We start from the raw sequence: 14,028 nt of genomic DNA, 5'->3' as shown, positions 1-14,028 counted from the left end.
TCCTGACATGTGCCCTCATCTGCGAGGACGGTCAGGACCGCGTCAAATCGGTCGCTACCGGCGGGTAGTCTCTTGTGCGCGAATTCACACGCTTGTCTCGCCCCTGAGTGGGAAAGGGCGGTGACGGTTCGTCAGACGGCCTGCGCCGCGACGTGCCCGTCCCGCTTCTCCATGGCCATCCCGTAGAGCCGTCCGGCGCGGTACGAGGAGCGCACCAGCGGCCCGGACATCACGCCGGAGAAGCCGATCTGCTCGGCCTCCTCCTTCAGCTCGACGAACTCGTGCGGCTTGACCCAGCGCTCCACCGGGTGGTGACGCACGGAGGGCCGCAGGTACTGCGTGATGGTGACCAGCTCGCAGCCCGCCTCGTGCAGCTGCTTCAGCGCGTCGCTGACCTCCTCGCGGGTCTCGCCCATGCCGAGGATCAGGTTCGACTTGGTGACCAGCCCGTAGTCGCGGGCCTCGGTGATCACCTTCAGGGAGCGCTCGTAGCGGAAGCCGGGGCGGATGCGCTTGAAGATCCGCGGGACCGTCTCGACGTTGTGCGCGAAGACCTCGGGCCGGGAGGAGAAGACCTCGGCCAGCTGCTCGGGGATCGCGTTGAAGTCCGGGGCCAGCAGCTCGACCTTCGTCCGGCCGGCCTCGCGGCCCTCGGTCTGCTGGTGGATCTGGCGCACGGTCTCGGCGTACAGCCAGGCGCCGCCGTCCTCCAGGTCGTCGCGGGCGACGCCGGTGATCGTGGCGTAGTTCAGGTCCATCGTGACCACGGACTCGCCGACGCGGCGGGGCTCGTCGCGGTCGAGCGCCTCGGGCTTGCCCGTGTCGATCTGGCAGAAGTCACAGCGCCGGGTGCACTGGTCGCCGCCGATGAGGAAGGTCGCCTCGCGGTCCTCCCAGCACTCGTAGATGTTGGGGCAGCCGGCTTCCTGGCAGACCGTGTGCAGACCCTCGCTCTTCACGAGCTTCTGCATCGCGGTGTACTCGGGGCCCATTTTCGCCCGGGTCTTGATCCACTCGGGCTTGCGCTCGATGGGGGTCTGGCTGTTGCGGACCTCCAGGCGCAGCATCTTGCGTCCGTCGGGTGCGACTGCGGACACGACCGGCTCCCTAGCGATTGATTCTTCGGCGTCCTCAAGGGTACGCCCGTTGATTTGAATGCCTGTGTGGGCGCTACCCCTCTAGCTCCGCCACGGGCCGATTTATGCCGCCGGCGTCTTCTCGATCTCCCGGGGCTTCGGCTCGGCGTTCTCCAGGACCTCCCGCAGATGGCGTTCGACCACCGGCAGGACCTCCTCGATCGTCACGTCCCGGCCGAGCTCGCCGGCCAGCGAGGCGACGCCCGCGTCGCGGATGCCGCACGGGATGATCCGGTCGAACCACTTGTTGTCGGGGTTCACGTTGAGCGCGAAGCCGTGCATCGTGACGCCCTTGGCCACCCGGATGCCGATCGCGGCGATCTTGCGGTCCTCCCGGCGCTGGCCCGCGTTGGACGGCGCGTACTCGGGGCCGTTCATGCGCGGGTCGAACTCCTCGTCGTGCAGCCGGGGGTCGAAGTCCAGCGACAGCCCGCCGAGCGCGGGGCGCCGCTCGACCGGGTCGCCCAGGACCCACACGCCGCTGCGGCCCTCGACCCGGCTCGTCTCCAGGCCGAACTCGGCGCAGGCGCGGATCAGGGCCTCTTCGAGGCGGCGCACGTGCGCCACGACGTCGACCGGGCGCGGGAGCTTCTGGATCGGGTAGCCCACCAGCTGGCCGGGGCCGTGCCAGGTGATCTTGCCGCCGCGGTCCACGTCGATGACCGGCGTGCCGTCGAGGGGCCGCTCGTTGTCCGCCGTACGCCGCCCGGCCGTGTAGACCGGCGGGTGCTCCAGGAGCAGTACGGTGTCGGGGATCTCGTCCGCGAAGCGCGCCGCGTGCACCCGGCGCTGCTCGTCCCACGCCTCCTGGTACTCGACGGCCTCGTCACCGAACCCCATGCGGACGAACCGCAACTCACTCACGGCAAGCGCCTCCCTCGAACGGGTGTGTAAGGCACGTATCGCGCCCAAGTCACTGTACGTCCGGCCCGGACGCGTCAGTCCCGGGGGCAATCCTCACACGATCGGATGAATGTCCGCCAAAGTGTGTGATGGGGTGTTTACTCTCCGCTACATTCGCGCCGTTCGGCAAGGCATAAGGCCTGCTCACAGGCAATCCCCGCACATCACGAAGGCCGTAAGGCAGGAGACCGCACCGCAGATGACGGAACGACCCGCGCAGCGCACCCCCAACCGACAGCTCGCCGCGCTCATCGCAGAAGCGGGGTTCTCCAACGCGGGACTCGCCCGTCGCGTGGATCAGCTCGGTCTCGAACACGGGCTCGACCTCAGATACGACAAGACCTCCGTCACCCGGTGGCTGCGCGGCCAGCAGCCCCGGGGCACCACCCCCGCCCTGATCGCCGAGGTCTTCACCCGGCGGCTGGGCCGCCGCCTCACCGCCCAGGACCTCGGCCTGGACGCCTGCGCCCCCGTCTACGCGGGGCTGGAGTTCGCCGCCACCCCCGAGGAGGCCGTCGACATCGTCAGCGGGCTGTGGCGCAAGGACTCCGGCAGCCACGCCGAGCTTCGCAAGATCGCCTTCACCCCGGCCGGGCTCGTGGTGCCCAGCCGCGACTGGCTGATCGGCCGCGCCGACGAGAAGGTCGCCCGGGGCGAGCCGGCCACCGCCCGCATCCCGGCGCAGGGCCGCCCCCTTCTGCGCCCCACGGCCACGCCCGAGCAGGGCGTGCCGTCCCTGCCCCGCCAGCGCGGCCAGGCCGAACGCGGCCCCGGCCAGAAGGTCACCGCGGGCGACATCGCCGCCCTGCGCTCGGTCGGGGAGCTGTTCCGCACCCTCGACGACGCCTACGGCGGCGGCCACGCCCGCCAGGCCCTCGTGCGCTACCTGGAGCACGAGTGCGAGCCCATGCTGCGCGGCACCTACGGGGAGCAGACCGGCCGCCGGCTGTTCGCGGCCGCCGCCGACCTGACCCGGCTCGCGGGCTGGACGTCGTACGACATCGCCGCGCACGGTCTCGCCCAGCGCTACTTCGTGCAGGCGCTGCGGCTCGCCCAGGCGGCCGGGGACCGGGCGTACGGCGCCTACGTGCTGGTCACCATGAGCCGCCAGGCCGTCTACCTCGGGCACGGGCGGGAGGCCGTCCAGCTCGCCCGCGTGGCCCAGCAGGGCGTCGGCACCTCCGGGCCGCCCGTCGTCCAGGCCCTGCTGCACGCCTCCGAGGCACGCGGACACGGGGTGCTCGGCGAGGTCCGGGCCTGCACCGCGGCCCTGGTCCGCGCCGAACGCGCCCTGGAGACGGCCCGGCCCGGCGACGACGTGCCGCACTGGGCGAGGTTCTTCGACGAGGCACAGCTCGCCGACGAGTTCGGCCACTGCCACCGCGACCTGCAGCAGTTCCGCGCCGCCGCCCAGCACGCGGAACGTTCCTTGCAGCTCCGGGCCCCGTCCTACGCCCGCAGCCGCCTCTTCTGCCGCGTCGTCCTGGCCACCGCCCGCCTGGGCCTCGGCGAACTCGACCAGGCCTGCCAGCTCGCCGCGGAAGCGGCAGGCCAGGCGGCCGAGATGCGCTCGGTTCGGGCGGTGGAGTACGTGAGGGACTTCGAGCGGCGGCTGGAGCCGTACAAGGACGCGGCCCCGGTGCGCACCTACCGCGACAAGGTGGCGGCCCTTCTCTAGGGAGGGTCCGCACAGTCCCGCCTGCCCCGCGACGCCCGGCACGCTCCCCCAAGCTCTGCGAGCAGGGGGCACCCTCATGACGCCGCAGGGCCCGCCCTCCGGGCGGACGGCGCGACTTCGCGGACACCCCCGGGGGCGCCGGGCTGTGCCGGGGTGCGGCCGCGCCGCGTGGGCGCGGCAGGCCGCGGCGCGCCGGCGCCCGGCGCGCCGCCTACGCGGCCCGTGGCACGGAGGGCACGGGATCCGCGACGTGCATCGACCGCCCCGCCCCCAGGTCCGCCACGATCGCCGCCGAGGCCCGGTGCCCGGAGTGCAGGGCGCCCTGGACCGTGCTCGTGTCGCGGTGATCCCCGCACACATACAGCCCGGCGATCAACCGCACCGGCCGCCGCAGGTCGTGCGGCGGCCGCATCGCCGGCACCGCCTCGGCCGTGTGATGCACGGCCAGCGTCTCCCACCGGGCCGTCGACACCCCGTACAGCCGCGCCAGATGCATCCGCACCGCCGTGTCGACGTCCCCCGGCGGTCGTCCCAGCACCGTCGAGGACACCAGCGCTCGTCCCGCCGGTGCCCGGGACGGATCGACCCGGCTGATCACCGCCGTGTGCGCGACCGGCCCACCCAGGTCCGCGTCGAGCAGCAGCGACGCCCCCGTCTCCGGCGGCTCGTCGGTCGTGTGGTGCACCACCGTCACCGGATGGAACTCCGGCACCCGCAGACCCGGCAGCAGCTCCGCCGCGGCCCGGGCGTCCGTCGCCACCAGCACCGCCCGGCACCGGATCTCGCCGTGCTCGGCGGTGGTCACCGAGGTCGTCGAGACGGAGGTGACGCGCACGCCGGTGTGCACCGTGCCCGGCGGCAGCGTGCGCGCGAGCAGCTCCGGCAGGGCCTCGGCGCCGCCCTCCGGCAGGCACAGCCGCCCCCGGGCGAAGGAACGCAGCGCGAGGTCCGCGCACCGGCTGGACGTCGTCAGGCCCGGGTCGCACAGCAGGGCGGCGAGCAGCGGACGCAGGAAGCCGTCGATCGTACGGGCGGGCAGCCCGCGTGCCGCCAGGGCCTCACCGGCGGGCAACTCCGGGCGGGCCAGCAGCCGTTCGGCCGGTGTGCCCGCCAGCCGGGTCAGGGCGGCACCCAGCCGGGCCTGGTCGACCGCCGTGCCGAGCGGGGCGCCGGACCGGCTCCGGGGGACGGAGACCTGCCGTCCGGGCACGGCCACCGGCCGTTTGGGCGGCCTGGGTGCGGACGGCGGCCGGGGAGCACTCGCCAGGGCGCGTACCGCGTGCAGTGCGCCCCGTGCGCCCCCTGAGCCCGGCTGGACGCCGGCCCGGTGGTGGCGTCCGTCGCCGTGCAACAGGACGCCGGGCGCGAAGGGCCGCAGCACCAGCCCGTCGAGACCCGGCGTCCGCCGTAGTTCCGGATACGCCGTCGACAGCAACTGGCCGACCCTGTCGAGCCGGAAGCCGTCGACCTTCTCCGTCGCCATCCTGCCGCCGACCCCATGGGCGGCCTCCAGGACCATGGTCGTCACTCCTGCGCTGGTCAGCCGGTGCGCGGCCGAGAGTCCGGCGACCCCGGCCCCCACGACGACCACGTCCGCCTGGTACGCGGGCTCAAGCACGTGCCCCTCCTCGAGGTTGCGCGGGCGCTGGAGACGTCATGCCCTCAACAGGCCCCAGGGATACGCGAGTTCTGGTCGAGGGTAGGGCCGTGATCGGTCAGCGGGAGTCGCGCATGAACAGGGCACGGTCGCACGGCGGTCGCATACGGATGTCGTGTGGGCATGAAGTGGTCGCAGGAGGCTGGTGCGCGAGTCGAGGAGCTGTCTCGGACCTGCCGGTCGGATCTCGGACAGACGGCCGGTCCACGTCGGGCGGGCCCGTTCCGGCGGGGTGCGGGGGCCGTCAGAGCGCCGCCCGGATCGCTCCCTCGATCTCCGGGAACGCGAACCGGAAGCCCGACTCCAGCAGGCGCGTCGGCAGCACCCGGGCGCTGCCGAGGACGTCCCCGGCCATCTCGCCGAGCACGCTCCGCAGGACGGGCGCGGGCACCGCGAACAGCGTCGGTCGACGCAGCACGCGGCCCATCGCCGCCGTGATCTCACCGTTCGTCAGGGGGTTCGGGGCGGTGACGTTGAACGGCCCGGACAGGCCGTCGGTGTCGACGAGATGCCGGATCGCGGCGACCTCGTCGTGCAGGGCGATGTACGACCAGTACTGCCGCCCGTCGCCCATCCGTCCGCCCATCCCCGCCCGGAACAGCGGGAAGAGCCGCTGCCAGGCCCCGCCCTCGCGGGAGACGACCAGCCCGGTTCGCGTGAACACCGTGCGCACACCGGCCTCCTGGGCGGGTGCGGCGGCCCCCTCCCACTCCACGCACAGCTCGGGCAGGAAGCCCTCTCCCGGGGGCGCGCTCTCGTCCACCGTCCGCTCGCCGGTCTCGCCGTAGTAGCCGATGGCGCTGCCGTTCACGAAGACCCGCGGCCGGTCCGCGTCGTCCAGCGAGGCGATCGCCTCGGCGAGCGCCGTCGTGCCCTTCACCCGGCTGTCGCGGATCCGCTGCTTGTAGGACTCCGTCCAGCGCCGGTTGCCGACGCCGGCCCCCGCGAGGTTCACCACCGCGTGGCACCCGGCGAGCCCGGCCGCGTCCACGCGCCCGCCCTCGGGGTCCCAGCGGATCTCTCCGGCCGCCCGGGGCGTGCCGCGCACCAGGCGGCGCACCTCGTGCCCGTCGGCGGTCAGGGACCGCACCAGGGCACTGCCGATGAGGCCGGACGCACCCGCCACCGCGACTCTTGAACGCTCCATGAACCCATCCTGCCGGGTGGCTCCGTAAATCCCTTGCAAGGTCTCGACCAGCTCGCCGTAGGGTGACGCCCATGCCCGAGCTCCCCGCACCGCGCATCCGCGCCGCCCGGCCCGACGACGACGGTGCGCTGGCCCTGCTCGACCGGCTCACCTGGTCGCACCTGCACGCGGTGATGCCCGAGCCGCAGCCGCCGTACGCTCCCTTCTTCAGCGAGCGGCACGCCCCCGAGGACTGCCTGGTCGCCGAGCTCGGCGACCGGCTCGCGGGCTATCTCCACCTCGGTTTCCCCACTCCGCTCGACTCGAACCGGCACGTCCGCCAGATCCAGGGACTCGCCGTCGCCGAGGAGGCACGCGGCCGGGGCGTCGGACGGGCGCTGGTGCGGGCCGCCACCGACGAGGCCCGCCGACGCGGCGCACGCCGCATCACCCTGCGGGTCCTCGCGCACAACACCCCGGCCCGGGCGCTCTACGAGGCCGAGGGGTTCGTGGTCGAGGGGATCCTGCCCGAGGAGTTCCTGCTCGACGGGAAGTACGTCGACGACGTGTTCATGGGGCGCTTCCTGTGAACCGGCGCTACGAGGCGGCCGGCTCGCCCGTGTCCACCGGTGCCGTGGCGGCCGCGGCGCTGCGCGCGTCGGAGGCGACCTCGTCCGCCGTCAGGACGTAGCCCGTCTCGGCGTCCGAGGTCGAGCGGGCGAAGACCACGCCGAACACCCGGCCGTCGGTGGTCAGCAAGGGGCCGCCGGAGTTGCCCGGGCGGACCGTGGAGCGGATCGAGTAGATCTCGCGGGTGGCCGTCCCGTCGTTGTAGATGTTCTGGCCCGTCGCCCGCACCCGGTTCGCGACCGTGGCCGCCTGGAGGTTCAGGTCGCCGTCCTGCGGATAGCCCGCGACGACCGCGGAGTCGCCGCGCTCGGCGTCGTCGTCGAACCGCAGCACGGGCGCCCTGAGACCCGGCACGTACAGCACGGCCACGTCCTTCTGCGGGTCGAAGAGCACCACGCGCGCCTCGTACGTCCGCCCGACCCCGCCGATCTGCACGGTCGGCTCGTCGATGCCCGCCACCACATGGGCGTTGGTCATCACGTGCTCGCGCGCGTACACGAATCCGCTGCCCTCGCGGCCCTGCGTGCCCGCGACGCCCTCGACCTTGACCGTGCTCCGCTTGGCGGCGTCGGTGGCGGCGGCCGTGACACTGTCTCCGGTGGGCTTGGCGACCTCGGCCGTCGACTCGTTCTCGAAGGGGTTGAAGACCTGCGGGAAGCCCGCCTGCGTGAGCGCGGACGTGGCCCCCGAGAACCAGGCCGGCGTCGTGTCCGGCATCGTCCGCTGCACCGCGCCGAGCAGCCGCGAGTCCCGGATCGCCGAGGTGACCAGCGGCGAGGAGGACGCGCCCAGGACACTCGCGACCACCCACGCCACGATCAGCACGGCCACCGAGTTGGCCACGGCCCCGCCGACCCCGTCCGCCACCCTGAGCGGTCCCCGGTCCAGCTCCCGCCGCAGCCGCAGCGCGAGGCGCCCCGCCAGCTCGTGCCCCACCACGGCCGGGAGCAGCACCGTGAACACCGCCGTCACCGTCGCCCGCGTCGTCCCCGGCTCCACCAGGTCCATGACCCACGGCAGGATCCACACGCCGACGACCGCACCGCCCACGAAGCCCGCCAGCGACACGCAGCCGGCCACCAGGCCGCGCCGGTACCCGGACGCCGCGTAGGCCAGGACGACCAGCAACAGCAGGATGTCGAGCAGGTCCACGCACGCCGCCTTTCTCTCGGAACCCCTTAATACGCGGGGGGAGGGCCCGGTGATCAGTCACACGCGCGCGGGATGATCGGAATCGGCCACGCGGGCGTGCACACGGAGAAACGTCGCGGACCGTGACGATGGTTCCACCGGGTGGCACATCACACATCGCGGACGGACCGGATCAGGCCGACAGTGGGACCATGCGTGTCTTGCGAAGACGGCGTGGCGCACGCGGGCACTCCGTCGCCGGGACACCCGGCACAGCCGGCCTGCCGCGCGCGGCCCGGGTGGTGCTCGGCTGCCTGCCGGGCGTCGCCGCCGCCGTGGCGCTGGTGCTGTGCGCCCAGGGCGTCGAGAACGCCGCCGAGACCGGCTCCCGCGCCGCCCCGGCCCGTTCCGCCGCCACGCCCCACACCGCTCCTCGCCCGCCGATCGTGCCCAGAGCGCGGTGGCTGGGCGACGCCGCCCGCGCGCAGCCCCGCCCCCGCTACGACGACCGGGTCGCCGCCGTCTTCGTGCACCACACCGACTCGCCCAACGGCTACGACTGCGCCGACGCGCCCCGCATCCTCCGGGACCTGTACACCGGCCAGACCGGCACCCGCGACTGGGACGACATCGGCTACAACTTCGTCGTCGACCGCTGCGGCACCGTCTACGAGGGCCGCGCCGGGGGCGTGGAGCGCGCGGTCACGGGCGCCCACACCCAGGGCTTCAACCACCGCACCACGGGCATCGCCGCCCTGGGCACGTTCACCGAGGGCATGCCCGTCCCCCGGCCCATGATCCGGGCGATCGCCGCCCTGTCCGCCTGGAAGCTGGGCCTGACCGGCACCGACCCGCGCGCGGACGTCCGCCTGGTCTCCAGCAACGGCCTGAGCCGGTACGCGGCCGGCACCACCGCCCGCCTGCCCGCCCTCGCGGGCCACGACGACGGCTACATGACCAGCTGCCCGGGCGCCGCCCTGCACGCCCGCCTGCCCGAGATCAGAGAGCTCGCCGCCCGGCTCCAGGGCCGGCCGGACGGCCCACGGCAAGGTCACAGCGAACGCGCAGCGTCCTGAGATCCGAGCCCCCTACGGTCGGTCCCCACAGACAGCCGACCGGAGGTGGGGACCATGAACGACGGTCGTACGAAGGCCCCGGGGGTCGCCGGGCGCCCGGGGACGCGGCCGGAGGCGGTGCGCGGTCCCTGGGCGATGCTCCGCGCGGCCGTGACGGTCGTCCTGGGCCCGGCCGCGGTCACCGCGTCCGCCCTCGACCAGGCCAACGCGGCTCCGCTGCACCCCGCGGTGCGGGCCGACGCGACCCACGCGTACCTTCCGTCCGGCGCGAGCCGCCGCAGGGTCGCCTGATCAGCCCCTGAAACGCTCCCACAGCCGGGGGTAGCGCTCGGCGAGCAGCCCCTCGTTCTCGAAGTCGAGGGGGGTGCCCTCGGGTTCGGGCGGCGCCGGCGCGATCTCCAGGTCGGGGGCGACCACACCGGTGAGCTGCTCATAGGCCTCGTCCGCCGCGTAGCCGAGTTCCTCGCCGTCGCCGTCGATCTCCTCGTCGAAGTCGCCCAGCAGATCGGCGAGCGCGTCCGGGTCGTGCACGGCACCCTCGAAGACCTCGCGGCCCTGGCCGATCAGCCAGCAGCGGAAGAAGTCGAAGGCGTCGTCGCTCGCCCCGTCGAGCAGCACCCAGGCGGCGCCCCACAGGTCCCAGCGGTAGGCGCGGTTGTAGCGGGACTCGAAGTGCCGGGCGAAGTCCAGGACCGAGTCCGGGTCCAGCCGGGCGAGCCGGTCCACGAGCAGGTCGGCCTGCTCCTCCGGGTCGCCCTCGGCGGCCTCCCGGGCCTCGTCCACCAGCTCCCAGAACTCCGTCTCGTCCATCACGGGTCCAGCATCGGCCCTGGGACACGGGGGCGCACCCGGAGTGCGCGGGATCGTTATGCGCCGTCCCCGGGCCGGTAGAGCCGGGCCAGCCGTGCCGCGTCCGCGGCGAACCGCTCGCGCAGGGTCTGCGGCGCCAGCACCTCCACCTCCGGGCCGAGGGCCGCCAGCTGGGTGTGGGCGACCTCCTCGGACTCCACCGGCAGGGTCACGGTCACCCAGCCGTCGCCGTCGGGGCCCTCCGCGTCCGCCAGCGCCTCCCGGGCGGTCATCGAGTCGAGGGCGTACGGCAGTGCGCGCACACCGTCGGGGGACAGCCGCACCACGACCCGGGCCCGCAGGATGGACCGCGCGAACTGCTCCGCCCGCTCCTCCCAGAACGCGGGCAGGTCGAAGTCCGGCTCCCGCTCGAAGCGCTCGCCGTCCGCGTCCACCGCCGTGAACCGGTCGATCCGGTACACCCGGAAGGACTCAGAGCCGGCCACCCGGGCGCACAGGTACCAGACGCCCGCCTTCAGCACGAGCCCGTACGGCTCCAGCTCGCGGACGACCTCGTCCTCCCCGCGCCGGTAGCGCGCGCTGATCCGCCGGTCGTCCCACACCGCGTCGGCGACGGCCGGCAGCAGCGCGGGCGTCTTCGGCTCCTTGAACCAGCTGGGCGCGTCCAGGTGGAACCGCTGGGAGGCCGTCCTGGAAGCGTCCCGCAGGGAGGGCAGCAGCGCCGCCGACACCTTCAGCCGGGCCGCCGAGGCGGCGTCCTCCAGGCCCATCTCGCGCAGCGCCCCGGGCACCCCGGACAGGAACAGCGCCTCGGCCTCGCCGCGGTGCAGCCCGGTCAGCCGCGTCCGGTACCCGCCGACCAGCCGGTAGCCTCCGGCCCGGCCCCGGTCCGCGTACACCGGCACGCCCGCCTCCGACAGTGCCTGCGCGTCCCGGGTGACCGTCCGCTCCGACACCTCCAGCTCACGGGCGAGCTCGGCGGCGGTCATGGAGGGCCGGGACTGGAGCAGCAGCACCATCTTGATCAGCCGGGCAGCGCGCATGGCCACATCATGCAGCAGGCCCCCGCCGAAGCGAGGGCCTGCCCGTCACCGGTCCGTTCTCACAGACCGTACTTCTCCCGGGCTTCCTTCACGGACGCCGCCTTGACCTCGCCGCGCTTGGCGAGCTGGGCCAGCGCCGCGACGACGATCGACTCGGCGTCCACACCGAAGTGGCGGCGGGCCGCCTCACGGGTGTCCGAGAGGCCGAAGCCGTCGGCGCCCAGCGAGGACCAGTCCTGCTCGACCCACTGCGCGATCTGGTCCGGGACCTGGCGCATGTAGTCGGAGACCGCCAGCACCGGGCCCTCGGCACCCTGGAGCGCCTGCCGCACGAACGGCACCCGCTCCTCGCCGCGCAGCAGCGCCTCGTCCGCCTCCAGGGCGTCCCGGCGCAGCTCGCTCCAGGACGTCGCCGACCACACGTCGGCCGCCACGCCCCACTCCTCGGCGAGCAGCCGCTGCGCCTTGAGCGCCCAGTGGATCGCCGTACCGGAGCCGAGCAGCTGGATCCGCGGGGCGTCCGCCGGCGGCGTGATGCCCGCCGACTCCGCCGTGTTGAAGCGGTACAGGCCCTTGACGATGCCCTCGTCGACGCCGGCGACGGACGGCTTCGCGGGCTGCGGCAGCGGCTCGTTGTACACGGTCAGGTAGTAGAAGACGTTCTGGTCCTCGTCCGGGGCCGCCTCGCCGTACATCCGGCGCAGACCGTCCTTGACGATCGTGGCGACCTCGTAGGCGAACGCCGGGTCGTACGTCAGCGCCGCCGGGTTGGTCGCCGCGATCACGGGGGAGTGGCCGTCGGCGTGCTGGAGGCCCTCGCCCGTCAGCGTCGTGCGGCCGGCCGTGGCGCCGACGAGGAAGCCGCGGCCGAGCTGGTCGCCGAGCTGCCACATCTGGTCGGCCGTGCGCTGCCAGCCGAACATCGAGTAGAAGATGTAGAACGGGATCATCGTCTCGCCGTGCGTCGCGTACGACGTCGAAGCGGCGATGAAGTCGGCCATCGACCCGGCCTCGGTGATCCCCTCGTTGAGGATCTGGCCGTTCTTGGCCTCCTTGTAGTACATCAGCTGGTCGCGGTCGACCGGCTCGTACGTCTGGCCCTTCGGCGAGTAGATGCCGAGCGACGGGAAGAGGCTCTCCATACCGAAGGTACGGGCCTCGTCCGGGACGATCGGCACCCAGCGCTTGCCCGTCTCCTTGTCGCGGACCAGGTCCTTGACCAGGCGGACGAAGGCCATCGTCGTCGCGACGTTCTGCGACCCCGAGCCCTTGTCGAAGGAGGCGAACGCCTTCTCCGCCGGGGCGGGCAGCGGGGCGACCGGGTGGACGCGCCGGGCCGGGGCCGGACCGCCGAGGGCGGCACGCCGCTCCTGGAGGTAGCGGACCTCGGGCGAGTCGGCACCCGGGTGGCCGTAGGGCACCACGCCGTCGACGAAGTCGCTGTCCTTGATCGGCAGGCCGAGCAGGTCGCGCATGGTCTTGAACTCGTCCACCGTCAGCTTCTTCATCTGGTGGTTGGCGTTCTTCGACGCGAAGCCCTCGCCCAGGGTGTGGCCCTTGACCGTCTGGGCCAGGATCACGGTCGGCGCGCCCTTGTGCTCGACGGCGGCCTTGTACGCGGCGTACACCTTGCGCGCCTCGTGACCACCGCGCGAGAGGTGGAAGCACTCCAGGATCTTGTCGTCGCTCAGCAGCTTCGCCATCTCCGCGAGCGCCGGGTCGCCGCCGAAGAAGTCCTGGCGGATGTAGGCCGCGTCGCGGGTCTGGTACGTCTGGATCTGCGCGTCCGGTACCTGGCGCAGACGGCGTACGAGCGCGCCCGTGGTGTCGAGCTGGAACAGCTCGTCCCAGGCCGTGCCCCACAGCGTCTTGATCACGTTCCAGCCGGCGCCGCGGAACTGGGCCTCCAGCTCCTGCACGATCTTGAAGTTGGCGCGGACCGGGCCGTCCAGGCGCTGCAGGTTGCAGTTGATGACGAACGTGAGGTTGTCCAGCTCCTCACGGGCCGCCAGCGCGAGGGCCGCCGTCGACTCGGGCTCGTCCATCTCGCCGTCGCCGAGGAACGCCCACACGTGCGAGGCGGAGGTGTCCTTGATGCCGCGGTTGGTGAGGTAGCGGTTGAAGCGTGCCTGGTAGATGGCGGAGAGCGGGCCCAGACCCATGGAGACGGTCGGGAACTCCCACAGCCAGGGCAGGCGGCGCGGGTGCGGGTAGGAGGGCAGGCCGTTGCCGCCCGACTCGCGGCGGAAGTTGTCGAGCTGCTCCTCGTTCAGACGGCCGTCGAGGAACGCACGGGCGTAGATGCCGGGGGAGGCGTGGCCCTGGATGTAGAGCTGGTCGCCGGAGCCGTCGGCCTCTTTGCCCTTGAAGAAGTGGTTGAAGCCGGTCTCGTACAGCCAGGCGGCGGAGGCGAAGGTGGCGATGTGGCCGCCCACGCCGTACTTGCTGCCCCGGGTCACCATCGCGGCCGCGTTCCAGCGGTTCCACGCGGTGATCCGCTGCTCCATCGCCTCGTCACCGGGCACGGCCGGCTCGGCGGAGGTGGGGATGGAGTTGACGTAGTCGGTCTCGAGGAGCTTCGGCAGCGCGATGCCGGCGCCCTCGGCGCGCTCCAGCGTGCGGCGCATCAGGTATGCGGCACGGTGCGGCCCGGCAGCCTTGGTGACCGCGTCCAGGGAGGCCTGCCATTCGGCGGTCTCCTCCGGGTCCCGGTCGTGGAGCTGGTCGAGCTCGCTCGGCTGGATGGCGTTGGGGTCGGTCATGTCGCCGCCTTCCTCAGTCGAAGGGGGTTCCCTCACATAAGGGGATCGGGGGTGCCCTTTGTCTTTGGCAGGACAG

General features: G+C 73.1%; 12 protein-coding genes. 4 read left to right on the top strand and 8 right to left on the bottom strand.

The genetic code is table 11. The features are described 5' to 3' along the window. Positions 1-131: 131 nt before the first annotated feature. Together lipA and lipB are read right to left on the bottom strand one after the other, a co-directional pair. Positions 132-1,097, bottom strand: a complete 966-nt coding sequence (gene lipA, locus ACFY9E_RS07710; RefSeq protein ID WP_390980418.1) for a lipoyl synthase — start codon at positions 1,095-1,097, stop codon at positions 132-134. A gap of 102 nt (positions 1,098-1,199) precedes the next feature. Then, positions 1,200-2,000, bottom strand: a complete 801-nt coding sequence (gene lipB, locus ACFY9E_RS07705; protein ID WP_390980417.1) for a lipoyl(octanoyl) transferase LipB — start codon at positions 1,998-2,000, stop codon at positions 1,200-1,202. A 238-nt stretch (positions 2,001-2,238) separates the two neighbouring features. On the opposite strand from lipB, the gene ACFY9E_RS07700 reads away from it, so the two are divergent. Then, positions 2,239-3,717 carry a regulator gene (locus ACFY9E_RS07700; protein WP_390980415.1) on the top strand — a complete coding sequence of 493 codons (1,479 nt, stop codon included), beginning with the start codon at positions 2,239-2,241 and terminating at the stop codon, positions 3,715-3,717. 211 nt (positions 3,718-3,928) lie between these two features. Here the strand turns inward: ACFY9E_RS07700 and ACFY9E_RS07695 are convergent, their stop codons facing one another. Further along, positions 3,929-5,335 (bottom strand): FAD-dependent oxidoreductase, encoded by a 1,407-nt coding sequence (locus ACFY9E_RS07695; protein WP_390980413.1) that lies wholly within the window; start codon positions 5,333-5,335, stop codon positions 3,929-3,931. Between the two features lie 283 nt (positions 5,336-5,618). Then, positions 5,619-6,521 (bottom strand): TIGR01777 family oxidoreductase, encoded by a 903-nt coding sequence (locus tag ACFY9E_RS07690; RefSeq protein WP_390980411.1) that lies wholly within the window; start codon positions 6,519-6,521, stop codon positions 5,619-5,621. Positions 6,522-6,592: 71 nt separating this feature from the next. Here ACFY9E_RS07690 and ACFY9E_RS07685 point away from each other — a divergent pair, with 71 nt between their 5' ends. Next, entirely contained in the window at positions 6,593-7,090 is a 498-nt protein-coding gene (locus tag ACFY9E_RS07685) for a GNAT family N-acetyltransferase (RefSeq protein ID WP_390980409.1), read from the top strand. A gap of 7 nt (positions 7,091-7,097) precedes the next feature. On the opposite strand, the gene ACFY9E_RS07680 is transcribed toward ACFY9E_RS07685, so the two are convergent. Next, positions 7,098-8,282 (bottom strand): MarP family serine protease, encoded by a 1,185-nt coding sequence (locus ACFY9E_RS07680; RefSeq protein ID WP_390980407.1) that lies wholly within the window; start codon positions 8,280-8,282, stop codon positions 7,098-7,100. A 278-nt stretch (positions 8,283-8,560) separates the two neighbouring features. Here ACFY9E_RS07680 and ACFY9E_RS07675 point away from each other — a divergent pair, with 278 nt between their 5' ends. Together ACFY9E_RS07675 and ACFY9E_RS07670 are read left to right on the top strand one after the other, a co-directional pair. Next, entirely contained in the window at positions 8,561-9,337 is a 777-nt protein-coding gene (locus tag ACFY9E_RS07675; protein ID WP_390982001.1) for an N-acetylmuramoyl-L-alanine amidase, read from the top strand. A gap of 54 nt (positions 9,338-9,391) precedes the next feature. Next, on the top strand, positions 9,392-9,628 hold the full coding sequence (locus ACFY9E_RS07670; protein ID WP_390980405.1) for a hypothetical protein: 237 nt from the start codon (positions 9,392-9,394) through the stop codon (positions 9,626-9,628). Here the strand turns inward: ACFY9E_RS07670 and ACFY9E_RS07665 are convergent, their stop codons facing one another. Genes ACFY9E_RS07665 through aceE form a run of 3 tightly spaced genes read right to left on the bottom strand, consistent with a single transcriptional unit; the run spans position 9,629 to position 13,952 of the window. Further along, the gene (locus ACFY9E_RS07665) at positions 9,629-10,147 is read right to left on the bottom strand and encodes a DUF4240 domain-containing protein (RefSeq protein ID WP_390981999.1); all 519 of its coding nucleotides are present in this window, start codon (positions 10,145-10,147) and stop codon (positions 9,629-9,631) included. A gap of 56 nt (positions 10,148-10,203) precedes the next feature. After that, positions 10,204-11,190, bottom strand: a complete 987-nt coding sequence (locus ACFY9E_RS07660; protein WP_390980403.1) for a WYL domain-containing protein — start codon at positions 11,188-11,190, stop codon at positions 10,204-10,206. Between the two features lie 59 nt (positions 11,191-11,249). Then, on the bottom strand, positions 11,250-13,952 hold the full coding sequence (gene aceE, locus ACFY9E_RS07655) for a pyruvate dehydrogenase (acetyl-transferring), homodimeric type (protein ID WP_390980401.1): 2,703 nt from the start codon (positions 13,950-13,952) through the stop codon (positions 11,250-11,252). Positions 13,953-14,028: the final 76 nt, after the last annotated feature.

The organism is Streptomyces sp. NPDC012466, assembly GCF_042955215.1.
Lineage (GTDB): Bacteria > Actinomycetota > Actinomycetes > Streptomycetales > Streptomycetaceae > Streptomyces.
This window is presented reverse-complemented; position numbering and strand designations above follow the sequence as displayed.

Excerpts from the sequence above, each read along its gene's own strand:
- ACFY9E_RS07700 (WP_390980415.1), top strand. The coding sequence starts at position 2,239 with ATGACGGAACGACCCGCGCAGCGCACCCCCAACCGACAGCTCGCCGCG.
- ACFY9E_RS07690 (WP_390980411.1), bottom strand. The coding sequence starts at position 6,521 with ATGGAGCGTTCAAGAGTCGCGGTGGCGGGTGCGTCCGGCCTCATCGGC.
- ACFY9E_RS07685 (WP_390980409.1), top strand. The coding sequence starts at position 6,593 with ATGCCCGAGCTCCCCGCACCGCGCATCCGCGCCGCCCGGCCCGACGAC.
- ACFY9E_RS07670 (WP_390980405.1), top strand. The coding sequence starts at position 9,392 with ATGAACGACGGTCGTACGAAGGCCCCGGGGGTCGCCGGGCGCCCGGGG.
- ACFY9E_RS07665 (WP_390981999.1), bottom strand. The coding sequence starts at position 10,147 with ATGGACGAGACGGAGTTCTGGGAGCTGGTGGACGAGGCCCGGGAGGCC.
- ACFY9E_RS07660 (WP_390980403.1), bottom strand. The coding sequence starts at position 11,190 with ATGCGCGCTGCCCGGCTGATCAAGATGGTGCTGCTGCTCCAGTCCCGG.
- aceE (WP_390980401.1), bottom strand. The coding sequence starts at position 13,952 with ATGACCGACCCCAACGCCATCCAGCCGAGCGAGCTCGACCAGCTCCAC.